Here is a 14,358-nt window from a genome sequence, read left to right as displayed (position 1 = left end):
TATGATACCTTTCGCTACTAAATTTTGCAAATTACAAAGGGAGGTTTTTACTTATGAGCAAAAACATCACGATTCCGGTTCCGGCTGTCCCGTTTGCACCGCCAGTTTATACCTGCCACCGCGCAAAAAAAGAGTTCCATCTGGACGGAAATATCAACAAACCATTCTGGGAGGACGCACCGTATACCGATGAATTTCTGGATATCCAGGGCAGCCACATGCCGCTTCCGCGTTTTGTCACCCGCGCAAAAATGCTCTGGGATGATGAAAATCTTTACGTTGCTGCCGACCTTGCCGGCGATGAAATCTGGGGTCATTTAACAGAACGCGATTCTGTCATCTACTTTGACAACGATTTCGAGATCTTCGTTGACCCGGATTCCGATACGTACCATTACTATGAATTTGAAATGAACGTTCTGAACACGGTATGGGATCTGTTTCTCGCAGAGCCGTACCGCGACGGCGGCAGCGGCCTCAATGGCTACGATATGCACGGCCTTCGCACCGCTGTCCATGTGGACGGTTCCATCAACGATCCTTCCGCTGAAAACAAAGGCTGGAGTGTTGAGGTTGTGATTCCGTTCTCCGCTCTCTACGAATACCAGAAAGAGCGCCGCGCACCGAAAAACGGAGAATTTTACCGTATGAACTTCTCCCGTGTGCAGTGGAATGTGGATGTCAAGGACAACACTTACGTAAAACGCACCGATGAAAACGGAAATGTTCTCCCGGAAGACAACTGGGTATGGGCTCCGACCGGCGTCATCAATATTCATTATCCGGAGCTGTGGGCTTTCGTCTTCTTCTCCGAGGACCGCGAGGATGCTCCATGCGACAGCACCATTCCGGAGGACGAGTATCGCAAATGGGAGCTCCGCAAGCTGTATTACGCAGAAAATATTCTGTTTGAGACAACCGGCTCCTACAGCAGCAGCCTCGATGAACTGCAGAAAACGCTGGATGCGTATGCACCGAACGACTGGAATAAATCTGTAAAAGATCTTGGATATACCATTGAAACCACCAGCCGTACGTACCTGATTTCCTGTCCGAGTGCCGATCGTGCACATCTCCTCCTTCTGTATTCCAACGGAAAGGTTGAAAAAATTACACTTTAAGCGTATAATATCGGTTAGTAGTTAAAATTTGTAACAGGATCGGTTGAAACTATGAAAAAAGTCACTTTACAGGAAATTGCAAATTCCCTGGGCATCTCCCGGACCACCGTCTGGAAGGTGTTCAGCGGACACGAAGGTGTCTCCGATTCCCTGCGCACCAAGGTCATCGCCAAAGCCCAGGAGCTTGGCTATGCCATCCCGGAAGATTTTCAATATCCTTCCAGCGCGGAGGAGACCACGCCGGTCAACATTGCAGTTGCCGTCTGCAGACCGGAAACCTCACTTTTCTGGATGACCATCATCCACCAGATTGCAAAAGTATTTTCAACACACAATGTCAATCTCGTTTACACGTATCTTCCGACTTCGGCGGATAAAACGTATTTTCTCCCGCCCACACTTACAAACGGAAGCGTCCACGGCATCATTGTTCTGAACGTGTACAACGAACGTCTTCTGCGTCTGCTCGCAGAGACACAGATTCCCAAAGTGTTCCTGGACACTTCCTCCCTCGTATCCCCGGATGAACTGAACGGCGATCTTCTCCTGATGGAGAGCCGGAACAGCGTCCGCAATATTACCGCCCATCTTCTCGAGAAAGGATGCACTCTTCCGGGCTTCATGGGTGATATCGGCTACGCACAGTCCAACCGCGAACGCTATGAGGGCTTCTGCCAGGCACTGATGGATGCCGGAAAAACACCGAATCCTTCTCTTTGCCTGACCACACCGCTTGGGATTGACTCCTACCGCGAGGAAATCGATTCTTTCCTTTCCTCCCTTTCCCGCATGCCGGACGCTTTTGTCTGCGCCAGCGACTACGTTGCCTGTATTCTGATGCAGCTTCTTGAAAAGCGGGGACTGCGCGTGCCGGAGGACGTTGCCGTATCCGGCTTTGACAACAATATCGAGGATCTTCTGGCAGAAAATCTGACTACCGTTCAGGTCTTCAATGAGGAGCTCGGCTCCCGCCTGGCGCTTCAGATTCTTTACCGGATCAAATATCCGCACACGCCGCATGAAGTCACGTATCTGGAATCCAAAGTTCTGTACCGCGCTTCCACCGGCGACTGATGCATCCGTTTTTTGATTTTGCTTTTTGAAAAGACACCGTATTTCCGTTTTTCGGATACGGTGTCTTTTTTATGTTTCTGTACGTTATTTCTCTGTGCGGATGCGGATCGTACGGATCTCGTACGGTTTGATCGTAAGCGAAATCTCGTTCTCCTTCACATCGATTGCGCCATCTGCCGGCTGCTCCAGCAGATTGGTCTCCTCTGCAGAAAGAATGGATTCTGCGCAGTGCAGTGTCACTTTCGTTCTCGCATTCTCCACCTCGTACAGACGCACAATCATGCCGTCTCCGTCCTCTGCTTTCTTCACGGTCTCAAGCACTACGTTGCGTTTGTCTGCAGACAGGAACTCCATGCGGTCTTTTTCTGCCGCACCAAAAACAGCTTTTGCCGGCACATTCAGATTCAGCGCTTCCTGTACCGTACCTGCCTCACGCCACGTTCCTGCATGCGGATACAAGGAGTACGTAAAGGAATGCTCCTCCTGGTCTGCCGTCAGATTCGGCTCAGTTCCGGATTTAATCAGGGTCTGTGTCATCACGCGATCCTTCATGGAATAGCCGTACTTGCAGTCGTTCATCAGGCTGACACCGTAGCTTCCCTCGGAAAGATCGGCCCATTTGTGGCCACATACCTCGAATTTTGCCTGATCCCAGCTTGTGTTGGTGTGCAGTTTTCTTGTCACGTTACCAAACTGGATATCGTACGTTGCCTCATCGCTGTGAACGTCAACCGGGAAGTGTACTTTGAGCACATGCTCAGCAAATTTCCAGTCAACGTAGGTTTCGAAATCAATTCTGCGGTCTTTTGCGTAGAAGTGGATCTGCTGGCGGATGACGGTATCCATCACTTCGCGCTCGATCTCCAGGGTTGCACGGACCGGACCGTTTTCTGTCCACTCCATGCGGCGCACGCCCTCTACCTTCCAGGATTTCTCGGTATGGAAGATGTCCAGATTCCATGCGCTGTACTGCAGCGGTTTATCCTCATAGATCCGCAGTTCATTTCCTGTTTTTCCGATCTGAAGTACTTCACGGTCATTTTCTTTGTCAAACAGGGAAGTAAATTCGCCGTTTGCATCGATTGCAATGGTGTAAAACGGTGTCTCAAGGGTATATCCCTCTCCTGCTTCTGCTATGGCAAACGGTGTTTTCACAACGGATCCGCTTACCGGGCGCAGTACCTGATATCCCTTGGACGGCAGATTTTCTGCGTAAATAACCGCTCCGTCTTTCGTCTGCTGTACCGGATACACGTTCGTTCCATCGGTCAGTGCCTCAGCGCTGTTTGTGCCCAGCTCTACGATATCGTTTCTTCTGTGGCCCAGCGTATTCCATACGGTCACACTCTCGTCCTTCTTCGCACAGAGTGCATCCAGACGCTCACCGATCAGTTTTGCAGATGTTTCTGCAATTTCCGCATACTCTTTCTTCGTCTGCTCATATACCTCATGGATGGAGGAACCCGGCAGAATATCGTGGAACTGATTTGTCAGGATCATCTCCCACATGCGGTTCAGTTCTTCGGTCGGATATGCTTTTCCGGCCTTTTCTGCCAGAACGGACAGAAGCTCTAATTCCATCATCGCATACTCGCTCTTACGGTTTCCGCGTTTGTTGCGTGCCATCGAAGTATACGTTCCCCGGTGGAACTCGAAATACAGCTCGCCGATCCAGGTTGGAAGGCGTTTGCTGTCTTTTACTTTCTCATGCAGTTCGTCGAAATACGTTCTCGCAAATGCCTGGCGTACTTTCGGCACGCCCTTGATGCCTTTTTCCATTCGTTTGGATGTCTCAAGCATCGTTCTGGTCGGGCCGCCGCCGCCGTCCCCGTAGCCATAACTGATCAGAATATCGTTGTTGATATCCTTATTCTGATAGCGGTCCCAGCCGCCCATGATTGCATCCGGATGCAGCATGCCGTTGTATGTCGTAAAGAAGCTGGTCTCCGGCTGGCCGACGCCGAGCGTTGTGATCATATGCGTGAAAACTTTGCTTCCGTCGATTCCTTCCCAGTTCATGGTATCGTACGGCACTTTGTTAAACTCGTTCCATGCCAGCTTTGTCGTCATGAAGTAATCAATTCCGCATTTTTTCAGAATCTGCGGCATGGCAGCGCTGTATCCGAACACGTCCGGCAGCCACAGAATTTTGTTGTCTACACCGAACTCCTCTTTGAAGAAGCGTTTTCCGAACAGGAACTGACGCACAAGGGACTCTCCTGATGTCAGGTTGCAGTCTGCCTCAACCCACATGCCGCCTTCCGGCTCCCAGCGTCCTTCTTTGACTCTCTGGCGGATTTTCTCGTATACTTCCGGGTGTCTTTCCTTTACAAAGCTGTAGAGCTTCGGCTGGCTTGACATGAAATGATAGTTTGGATACTCATCCATCAGTTTTAATACGGTTGCAAAGCTTCTGCAGGATTTCTGACGCACCTGGTCGATGGTCCACAGCCATGCTACATCGATGTGTGTGTGGCCGATGCACGTTGCCACAACTTCGTCCCAGCCGCCCATTTTTTCATAGATCTCTTCCTGGATGCATTTTTCTGCCTCTTCGATGGAAGCGTAGAACTCTTTACTGTACGGCTTGCGCAGGTCCAGCAGATTGATCGTGTTGGTCAGTGCGGTTTCGAGATCCAGACGCGTTTTATTATCCTCGTCCATACGGTTCAGGCCCTGCATCGGAACGATGAGGTCGTAATAGATCTCCTCGATTTTCGCATCATGCTCCTCAAGGTCTGCCAGCAGACGGAACTCGCTGTGCAGCGTTCCGGTGTAGGACTGCAGGTCAAGCTGGATTTTTTCACCGGCCTTTGCATTTTCTCTTACAAGTACTTCGCGGTGGTTGATATCCATACCCTGGATCACTTCGCCGTTTGCAAACAGCAGGAACTGCGGGTTTCTTCCGTCATCCCATTCGTCCAGTCCTGCATGGACTCTCATCCAGAGATTTTTTCCATCGAAGCTCTCCGGAATGGTGATGGTGGTGCGGAACCAGTAATGTTTGTCCGGTCCGTACCAGCGGTCATTGACCGTATCAAACGATGTCCACGGCTCTTTTGATGCATCGGCCTCTGCCGGTGTGATATAGCATCCATTTTTCACCTGCATATCGGTGATTTTAATTTTCTGTGAAATCGAAAGTCTTGCCAGTTCCTGGCAGATTACGTTCACACGCTCTTTTACAAATTTCATAGTGCCTCCTTATGCTGTCCATGGGGTCATTTTTAAAAAGAAAGTCCGCCGGACCTGCAGGCTTCTTTCACCCGTAAGCCCGGCGGACTTGTCGCTTTTTAAGTTATCTTATAAATCAAAGGCTATTCTCTTTCACATAGTTCAGCAGCTCATCTACGGTTGTGAATGCCATACCGGTTACAGTATCTGCGCATCCGTAGTAGATAGTGATTCTTCCGGTTGCTGCATCGCTTAAGGTTGCGCACGGGAATACTACGTTCGGAACATCACCCATGCACTCGTACTGGGTGATCGGAGCCATAATATAGTCTTTCGTTCTGTATTTTACTTTCCACGGCTCGTCGATATCAAGCAGTGCGCATCCCATACGATATACGTATCCGTTGCAGGTTGTGATAACGCCGTGGTAGATCAGCAGCCATCCCTCATCTGTTTCGATCGGAACCGGGCCGGCACCGATCTTGGTGCACTGCCATGCAGACTCATCGCCGCGGACCGGGCTCATCATGTGACGGTGTCTTCCCCAGAATTCCATATCTTTACTCTGGCTGACAAAGATATCGCCGAACGGTGTATGGCCGTTGTCGCTTGGACGGCTCATCATCATGTAGTAGCCGTTGATCTTTCTCGGGAACAGCACGCCGTTACGGTTGAATGGAAGGAATGCGTTCTCAAGCTGAACGAATTTCTTGAAGTCATAGGTGTAAGCAACACCGATGGTCGGGCCGTGATAGCCGTTGCACCAGGTTACATAGTATTTGTCGTCGATTTTGCAGACACGCGGGTCATAACGGTACTCTCTTGTCAGAATCTCCTCGTCAGCGCCCTCAAATTTGATCGGTTCATCCTCGATCTCCCAGTGGATACCGTCTTTACTTCTTCCAACGAAGATGTCCATGCTGATGGAACGGCTGTCGCAGCGGAATACACCTACGTATCCGTCCTCGAACGGTACGACTGCGCTGTTGAAGATACTGTTGGAACGTTTCTGCTCGTAACGGCCGATGATCGGGTTCTGATCATAGCGCCATACCGGCATGTGCTCTCCTGCTGGTTTTTCCTGCCAAGGCATATCCGGCAGATTGTTTCCGATGATTTTACTCATGATTGTTTCCCTCTGTGAAAATTATTTTTTTCTTTCTCTCTTGTCACGCCATACGGACATTTTTGATCTTTCGATCCGATACTTCTATCTTCGTCCATTTCTGCGCAAAAGTCAAGTGTTTTTGTTCACTTTTATGTAAATTTTCGTTTTCTTTGTTACTTTTATCGTTCATTTATTTTCTATTTGTGTTCATCTTTGTTCACAAATGGATTTTTTCTATTTTTCGTACGGTTTTCTTCCCCGCAGAATGTCGGCATACCAGAATACAATCTCTGAAATGTGGTGCAGATCGCCTTCTTTGCTGATGCTTCTCCAGGACGCTTTATACTTCATAAACCAGGTTTCCAGCCGTCCCGCAAGTGCCGCGCAGGCTGTCTCATCCTTTTCTTTTCCAAGCTCAATGTCACACATTCTCGCGCCCGTCTCATTCCAGATGTCAATCGCTTCCATCGTGAGTTCCAGCACCGGAACCATTGGACGGCAGGATTCTTCCAGAGCACCGGCTGTCTTTTTCAGTTCTTTTTTCAGAGCCGCAATTGTTTCCTTTGCAGCTGCACGCTTCGCCTCATCCTGGATTCTCGCGTCAAACAGCGCATTCCGGTTGTTCGGATGACCGAGCACTTTTTCCTCGTAAACGACGTTGGCATCCCACCAGTCAAAGATGGAGCATTCTGCCGTTTTTGCCATATAGGAAACGAATTTTCCGCTCCGGTCGCCGTAGGCCAGACGGGAAATCTGTTCATTCAGCTCCTCAAAGCTGTCGGTATCGTCTCCCCAGGAGAAGACGGCTCCATAGATCATGCCAGGAAGGGAAAAGTCCGGCTGATTGATGTGGCCGCAGTCACCCCAGTCTGTGTTCAGAACACCTTCCGCATGGTATTTTCTCGCATAGCCGCACATCCGTGCGATATTTTTGTAGCTGTTCTCCACCAGGTTCATCCACTGGTTCCAGCCGCCGACCCCAGGACAGAGATACTGTCTTGCACCAGCTTCCGCCATCACTTTTGCCTCATGCTCTCTCTGCTCGGCTGCATAGCCCCAGGTCAGGCAGACGGTTTCCTCTGGCAGCTCTTTGATCAGCTCCGGCTGTGCGCAGATGATATCGCCCCAGAACATCGGCTTTTTGCCTTTTGCCACGAGAAACTCGCAGAGCTCTTTTACATAGTCGATATACAGGCGGTGAACGCCTTTCTCGTCTGCCAGCGGTTTCGATTTTCCTTTTCCAAGGTCGAACGTTTCGTCCGCGCAGATGTTGAATTTATCCGTGGCAAAAAGCGCCATGTACTCCTCGATCATGGCCTTGATCAGCTCGATCGCTCTGCCGCCGGAGACATCCACCGTGTGATGCTGCATCCGGTCCCAGAAGGAAAACGGCTCTTTCCAGCTGTCTGGGAATTCACAGAGGTCGCCATAGCTCTTTGTGGAGAGCAGCATGTACAGATGGCCGAACGTTGCGATCGACGGCACCAATTCGATATGAAGCTTTGCGCAGTACGCATCCAGCTCGCGGATTTCCTCTGCCGTAAGCGGCGTCTCATCGCGCCACATCTCGGAAAGTCCGGAGAACAGATACGTGTGCTCCACATAGAGCTGCAGCTGGTTCAGCTTGTAGTACGCCATGCGGTCTGCCACCTGTTTTAAATAGGAAAGTGTCAGCACACGGCCTCTCGTCTCATCGAGATAATAGCCGCGCACCGGCAGATCCGGCTCATCCTCGATCCGCACGGCAGGAAGCAGTGCACCGTATTCGTGCATCATCTGGCACAGCGTCTGCACACCGTAGAGCACGCCGGCTCCGTCTCCGCCCTGGATGCGGATTTCCTCCTCTGTCACCTGCAGCACATACTGCTGGCTTTTCCTTGTCTCATCCAGTTCCAGTACAATCGCGCCGGTCTCTTTTCTTCCCGGAACGCCGTATCCGATATCGTACTGCATTCCGGTTTCCTTTTTGATTCCCTTCTGCAGCACTTTCGCATACGTATCCCCATTTCCCAGCAGTCTGCCATCCAGTACAATTCTGCCGTCATAGCAGAGTGCATGTTCCCCCGTCAGGAGTTTTACCTCTTTTGGTTTTGGTAAAAATTTCATTTTCCTTCTCCTCTTGTTTTTTGTTTTCTTTGTAACCATAGAACTTTCACTGAACGTTAAGTAACATTTTGAAACCACTTTTCTCTTCTCCCCCATCCTACCATATTTTTTCCACATATTCCACAATAATTTGTAATTTTCTTCAATTTTTTTCAAAATTTCTTCCTGTTCTGCTCTTTTATATGTAAAGTAACTTTTATTTCTCTTTGTTTCCCATTTCCATTCCGGAACAAAATCTGTTTTTCGGATGCATCGTTCATTCCATTTTTTACTTTTCTTTTACACAAACGCTGGTGAATTTTGTCTGTATCAAGTATAATGAGATATATGTTGGCTTATATTTTCTGCGTTCTGATCACCTCGATGATCTGGATCAGCGCCATTGTCACGAAGCGCTCCGCTGACCGGAGTTACTTCGCACTGAACACGACGGAACACGCCAACCGTGCCAAAACAGCCTTCCTCAACAACATGTCCCACGACATCCGCACTCCGATAAATGCGATCATCGGCTTTACCGCTCTGGCTGCCGCCCACGTCAATCAGCCGGATCAGGTGCAGGAATACCTGAACAAGATTTCCACCTCCGGCCAGCACCTTTTAAGCCTCCTCAACGATGTGCTCGATATGAGCCGGATTGAGAGCGGCCGTGTCAAGATTGAGGAAAAAGAAGTCCATCTGCCGGATGTGATGCACGATCTGCGCGCTATGAGATCATTCCGCAGCTTCAGGGCGTCCGCGTCCTCGTAGCGGATGACGATTCGAACACGGCGATCAGCGTCAGCCATATGGTACAGGAAATCGGCATGGTTGCCGAGTGGACGCTCTCCGGAAAAGAGGCAGTTCTCCGCACCAAAGTTGCTGTCGAGCAGAACCGCGAATTCGGTGCGTACATCATCGCCAAAGTGCTTGGCTGATTCCCCTTTCTTATCTGCAGGAACAGTGAATTTTCTCTTACTCGAAAAAGAGGAGAAAAAGTTCACGGCTCCGGCAGATTTTTTCTTGCATTCTTTCGGGGAAGTGTGCTAGAGTGAAGGTATCATATTTTATAAGAGGTGCTTATTTTGGATATTAATTACGAGTTATATAAGGTTTTCTATTACGTTGCCACCACACTCAGTTTTTCCGAGGCCTCCAAGCTGCTTTTTATCTCGCAGTCGGCGGTCAGCCAGTCGATCAAGGTACTGGAGAAAAAGCTTGGAATCACGCTCTTTATCCGCAGTACAAAGCGCGTGCAGTTAACACCGGAGGGAGAAACGCTGCTGCGCCACGTAGAGCCTGCGATCAACCTGATTGCGCGCGGTGAAGCACAGATTATGGAAGCGGGAACGCTTGGCGGCGGCCAGCTCCGCATCGGCGCGAGCGACACAATCTGCCGCTATTTCCTCGTTCCGTACCTGAACCGTTTCCACCGCTCCTTTCCGAATGTCCACATCAAGGTGACAAACCAGACTTCGACCCAGTGTGTCGATCTGCTGGAATCCGGCCAGGTGGATTTCATCGTGACCAATTATCCAAACTCGCATCTTTCCAGCCGTCTTCACACGATTCCGATTCATTCGTTCCACGATATCTTCATCGCGAACGGCGAATATTACCCGGAACTGGAAAACAGGCCGGTTCACTTAAAAGAGCTGCTGCAGTACCCGATTCTGATGCTCGACCGCAAGAGTACGACGAGTGAGTTCCTGCACAGCCAGTTTCAGCGGTTCCAGCTCGACCTCGTGCCGGAAATTGAGCTTGGCAGCAACGATCTTCTGATCGACCTGGCGAGTATCGGCCTTGGCATCGCGTTTGTGCCGGACTACTGTCTTGTAAAAGAGACGGCGGCCTTCCAGCTCGACCTCGTGGAGGAGCTTCCGCCGCGCCAGCTTGTTGTTGCCCACAGCTCCCATCTGCCGATCCCGCAGGCGGCAAAAGAGTTCATGAGCATGCTGGAAAAAGGCGCCGAATAACTTTTTCCGATCTATACGTCAAAAGAGGCAGGATCCTCAAGAAATTTTTCTGGATCCCTGCCTCTTTTTCTGTTTTTATGATCCGTTCTGGATTTACTGCTCGCTGCCGTCTTTCTGCACCGGTTCGGATGCTTCCGCTTTTTCCGGGCTTTCTGCATCCGCTGCTGCCTTTCCGGCTTCTGCTTTCAGATACTCTTTGAGCTCTTCCGGGCTGGAGATCTGAATGTTGCGGTTTACTTTTGCATCGTATGTATCGGCTCTCATGATTTCGGAGAGATCGACACCGGTCGCCTCTTTCATCGACTCAAACAGCTTTGCCATCACCACCGGCACATTGCCCGCTACGGAGCCGATGCCGTTGTCTTCGCTTCCGCCGCCGATGATCGTAATCTTGTCGATCTGGCTGAGCGGCTCTGCGATCTTTCCGGCGATCTCCGGCAGAACCTTGATCATCATCTCTGCCATTGCGGCTTTGTTGTAGCGCTGGTAAGCCTCAGCTTTCTTCTCCATACCTTCGGCCTCTGCAAGTGCCTGGGCACGGATGGATGCGGCTTCCGCCTCACCTTTTGCCTTGATACCGAGTGCTTCCTGCTCCATCGCATAGCGCTGGGCTTCTGCCTGGGCTTTCTTTGCCTCCGCCTCACGGATTTTTTCGAACTGGTCTGCCTCTGCGTCTTTCTGACGGCGGTACAAATCTGCCTCTGCCTGCTGCTGTTTTGCGTAACGCTCGGCCTCGGCTTTCTTCTTGACTTCTGCCTCGAGGGATTTCTCGGTTACTTCTACTTCTCTGGCACGGAGCTCAACCTCGCGCTCCTGACGGGCGATGTTCGCATTCGCGGAAGTGATTTCCAGCTCTTTTCTCTGCTGCTCTTCCTGAATCTTGTACGCTGCATCTGCCTCTGCCTTTTTGATATCGGACTCTTTTTTCAGCTCTGCCGACTTGATTGCCAGATCATTGTTTTTCTTTGCGATCTCAGTCTCGGCAAGAACGCGCTCATCGTTCGCCTCTTTATTTGCACGCGCCTGGGCAATTTTGATTTCTTTCTCGGAATTGGCACGGGCGATCGCCGCGGATTTCTTGATTTTTACGATATTGTCGATACCGAGGTTTTCAATGACCTGATTGGAATCGACGAAATTCTGTACGTTGAAGCTGATGATGTCAAGTCCCATCGCAGCCAGGTCCGGTTCTGCATTTTCTTTGACCAGCTCCGCAAACTTCTGACGGTCGGAAACCATCTCTTCCAGACGCATCTTTCCAACGATCTCACGCATGTTTCCTTCAAGGACTTCTCTTGCAACCTTGGCAATATATTCGCTGTCGCGGTTCAGGAAGTTCTGGGATGCTTTCTGGAGCTTCTGCGGTTCGTCCCCGACTTTGATGTTGACGGCTGCATCCACCTGAATATTGATGTAGTCAGCGGTCGGAACGGCGTCGCTCGTCTTCACATCGATCGCTACCAGCTTCAGACTCAGCTTGTCCAGCCGCTCAAAGAATGGGAGCTTGATGCCGGCTTTACCGATCAGGATCCGCTGGCCTTTTTTGAAACCGGAAATAATAAATGCGGTATCCGGCGGTGCCTTCACATAACCGCTCGCCAGAATGGCAAGAATGATCACCACAACGGCGATCACGGCAATCATGGTTGCATGTTCGAATACAAATTCCATCTTGTTTCCTCCCTTTTTTCTGCGGATGCTTTTCGCTCCGCGTTCTGCTTTTGTGTCTGTGTTATTTTCACTATAGCATTTTTTGCGGGATAAATACAACTGCATTATTATTACGATTTTGTAAGATTTCTGTTCGGGCAAAAACAATCCGCTGGAGCAGATTCTGATATGCCTTGCAACAAAAAAACGAAGGAGCTTCTTTTTACAGAAACTTCTTCGCCTTTCCTTTTTTTCACTGATCCTGCTCTTATGCTCTTTCGACAATCTTCTCCAGCGCTTTTGTGATCGCTGCTTTCAGCTCCGTCTGATCTGCCGGTGTCTTGACGGCCAGCTGACGGATCAGTGCTGTTACGTGATCGTCTCCAACCTCACCAAGGCTCGTAACGGCCGCGATTTTTACGTCTACATCGTCTACTTCCAGAAGAGAAGTCAGAATATTAACAGAACCATCATTTCTCGAAGCTGCACAGGCTTTTGCAAGCGCTACCTGCGTTGTCTTGTCTGAATCCAGATACTGTTTTCTTAATTTGTCCCATTTTCCTTTTTCCACCATTTTTTTCAGCTTGTCTTCCGATGCCTCTTTTGAACCAAACATTGTAAATCCTTCTTTCTTTTTGCTCTTATTTTTGGTGGATGCAGCAACTGCCGCGGCGAATCAAAAAGGTTCGTAGTGTTTTTGCTGTCGTCCCTGTCATGTCCGCCACATTGCAACCATGCTCTCGTCCATAACAGAAATTATACTCCTTTTCTTCTGGTTTTTGAACAGAAATACTATAAAGTTTTTATAAAAATTGTTACTTTTTCACATTTTTTTCTTGTTGTTCTGCTTTTTATTTCAGATATCCCGTATATTCCGCCGTATGCAGCAGTTTATTGGCGTTTTCCACGCGCTCCTTGGTCGGCGGGTTGATGCCTTCGAGTTTGTATGGGATTCCTAAGGTTTCCCATTTGAATACGCCGAGGGTGTGGTATGGGAGAACCTCTACGCGCTGTACGTTGTGCAGGCTGTGTAAAAACTCATCGAGGCGAATCAGGTATTCATCGTAGTCGCTGCGTTCCGGGACGAGGACGTGGCGGATCCAGACTGGTTTGCCGATCTCGTCAAGGTAGCGCGCCAGGTCGAGGATGTTCTCGTTGGTGCAGCCGGTCAGCTCTCTGTGCGCCTTGTCGTCAATCAACTTGATATCGAGCAGCAGCAGGTCGGTGTATTTCATCAGCTCATTAAATTTGCTGAAATACGGCTCCTCTCTTGTGAACGGATTTCCACTGGTATCCAGCGTTGTGTGAACGCCGTTCTTTTTTGCCTTGCGGAACAGCTCGATCAGGAAGTCGATCTGCAGCAGCGGTTCTCCGCCGCTCACGGTAATGCCGCCTTTTTCTCCCCAATAGTTTTTATAGCGGAGCGCTTTTTTCAGCACCTCGTCTGCGGTCTGCCAGTCGGCATCTTTTGTTGTCCAGGTATCCGGGTTGTGGCAGAACTGGCAGCGCATGTTGCAGCCCTTCACAAAAATCACGTAGCGTACGCCAGGTCCGTCGACGGAACCGAAGCTCTCGATCGAATGGATCGCGCCCTTTACCGGGCCATTGTTGTTCTGATTCATTTCACTCATATTTTTTCCTCTTCTTTCCAACTTACTATCTTTCTATTTTTCTGTATTTTCCGGTCAAATTTCAAGGTTCTGCTTGATTATACGGAAATCCGCGGTTCTTTTCAAGGCTTTTCCATGTACAAAATCGAACACATGGCAGGATAAAAATTTGGTTTGCTATATTGCATTATGATATAGTCTGTGTTATGATCTACTCAACAAGGAGGTGTTCATATGAATCCACAACTCAAAAAGGGCGTCCTCGAGCTCTGTGTCCTCTCCCAGCTGACAAAAGAGGACAAATACGGCTATGAGCTGACAGACGCCATTTCCCGCGAAATGTCCATCGCCGCAGGAACGCTCTATATGATTTTAAAACGACTCAAGGAAGCCGGTTACGTGGAAACGTATCTGCAGGAATCCGCATCCGGCCCTGCCCGGAAATATTACCATCTGACTGAAGCAGGAACAGCTTATCAGCAGGAGAAAAAACAGGAATGGCTGGATTTCACCCAGCAGATCAACCGACTGATTTCAGATGAAACGATCTGACGATAGAA

General features: G+C 49.7%; 11 protein-coding genes and 1 pseudogene. 6 read left to right on the top strand and 6 right to left on the bottom strand.

Annotated features, from left to right (window positions below; all coding sequences use genetic code 11):
• Positions 1–53: 53 nt before the first annotated feature.
• The gene (locus tag DWW13_RS11985; protein WP_055221380.1) at positions 54–1,121 is read left to right on the top strand and encodes a carbohydrate-binding family 9-like protein; all 1,068 of its coding nucleotides are present in this window, start codon (positions 54–56) and stop codon (positions 1,119–1,121) included.
• 51 nt (positions 1,122–1,172) lie between these two features.
• Positions 1,173–2,195, top strand: a complete 1,023-nt coding sequence (locus DWW13_RS11980) for a LacI family DNA-binding transcriptional regulator (protein ID WP_055221378.1) — start codon at positions 1,173–1,175, stop codon at positions 2,193–2,195.
• Between the two features lie 84 nt (positions 2,196–2,279).
• Here the strand turns inward: DWW13_RS11980 and DWW13_RS11975 are convergent, their stop codons facing one another.
• From DWW13_RS11975 to DWW13_RS11965, 3 genes are all read right to left on the bottom strand, one after another.
• Positions 2,280–5,390, bottom strand: coding sequence for an alpha-mannosidase (locus DWW13_RS11975; RefSeq protein ID WP_118666937.1), 3,111 nt, complete (start codon positions 5,388–5,390; stop codon positions 2,280–2,282).
• 115 nt (positions 5,391–5,505) lie between these two features.
• Complete coding sequence (locus tag DWW13_RS11970; RefSeq protein WP_055221374.1) at positions 5,506–6,495, bottom strand: glycoside hydrolase family 130 protein; 990 nt, start codon at positions 6,493–6,495, stop codon at positions 5,506–5,508.
• Positions 6,496–6,711: 216 nt separating this feature from the next.
• Positions 6,712–8,583 (bottom strand): beta-N-acetylhexosaminidase, encoded by a 1,872-nt coding sequence (locus tag DWW13_RS11965; RefSeq protein WP_117762250.1) that lies wholly within the window; start codon positions 8,581–8,583, stop codon positions 6,712–6,714.
• A gap of 417 nt (positions 8,584–9,000) precedes the next feature.
• Between DWW13_RS11965 and DWW13_RS11960 the strand changes: the two are divergent.
• The 3 genes and pseudogenes from DWW13_RS11960 to DWW13_RS11955 form a co-directional block, all read left to right on the top strand.
• A pseudogene (locus DWW13_RS11960) lies at positions 9,001–9,294 on the top strand (sensor histidine kinase); the annotation flags it as partial.
• A 77-nt stretch (positions 9,295–9,371) separates the two neighbouring features.
• Positions 9,372–9,500, top strand: coding sequence for a hypothetical protein (locus DWW13_RS19885; RefSeq protein WP_330418118.1), 129 nt, complete (start codon positions 9,372–9,374; stop codon positions 9,498–9,500).
• A gap of 147 nt (positions 9,501–9,647) precedes the next feature.
• Entirely contained in the window at positions 9,648–10,538 is an 891-nt protein-coding gene (locus tag DWW13_RS11955; protein ID WP_022463164.1) for a LysR family transcriptional regulator, read from the top strand.
• Positions 10,539–10,631: 93 nt separating this feature from the next.
• Here DWW13_RS11955 and DWW13_RS11950 read toward each other — a convergent pair whose 3' ends face one another.
• The 3 genes from DWW13_RS11950 to pflA all read right to left on the bottom strand — a co-directional run bounded on the left by DWW13_RS11950 (position 10,632) and on the right by pflA (position 13,819).
• On the bottom strand, positions 10,632–12,209 hold the full coding sequence (locus DWW13_RS11950; RefSeq protein WP_022463163.1) for a flotillin family protein: 1,578 nt from the start codon (positions 12,207–12,209) through the stop codon (positions 10,632–10,634).
• A 247-nt stretch (positions 12,210–12,456) separates the two neighbouring features.
• Positions 12,457–12,804 (bottom strand): HEAT repeat domain-containing protein, encoded by a 348-nt coding sequence (locus tag DWW13_RS11945; protein ID WP_022463162.1) that lies wholly within the window; start codon positions 12,802–12,804, stop codon positions 12,457–12,459.
• 235 nt (positions 12,805–13,039) lie between these two features.
• Positions 13,040–13,819: a pyruvate formate-lyase-activating protein gene (gene pflA, locus DWW13_RS11940; RefSeq protein ID WP_022463161.1), complete on the bottom strand. Its 780-nt coding sequence runs from the start codon at positions 13,817–13,819 to the stop codon at positions 13,040–13,042.
• A 213-nt stretch (positions 13,820–14,032) separates the two neighbouring features.
• Here pflA and DWW13_RS11935 point away from each other — a divergent pair, with 213 nt between their 5' ends.
• On the top strand, positions 14,033–14,350 hold the full coding sequence (locus tag DWW13_RS11935; protein WP_022463160.1) for a PadR family transcriptional regulator: 318 nt from the start codon (positions 14,033–14,035) through the stop codon (positions 14,348–14,350).
• Positions 14,351–14,358: the final 8 nt, after the last annotated feature.

The organism is Blautia sp. AF14-40, assembly GCF_003479665.1.
In the GTDB taxonomy this organism is placed as follows: Bacteria; Bacillota; Clostridia; order Lachnospirales; family Lachnospiraceae; genus Fusicatenibacter; species Fusicatenibacter saccharivorans.
Note: the sequence above shows the minus strand (reverse complement) of the source record. Positions and strands in the feature narration are given on the sequence as shown.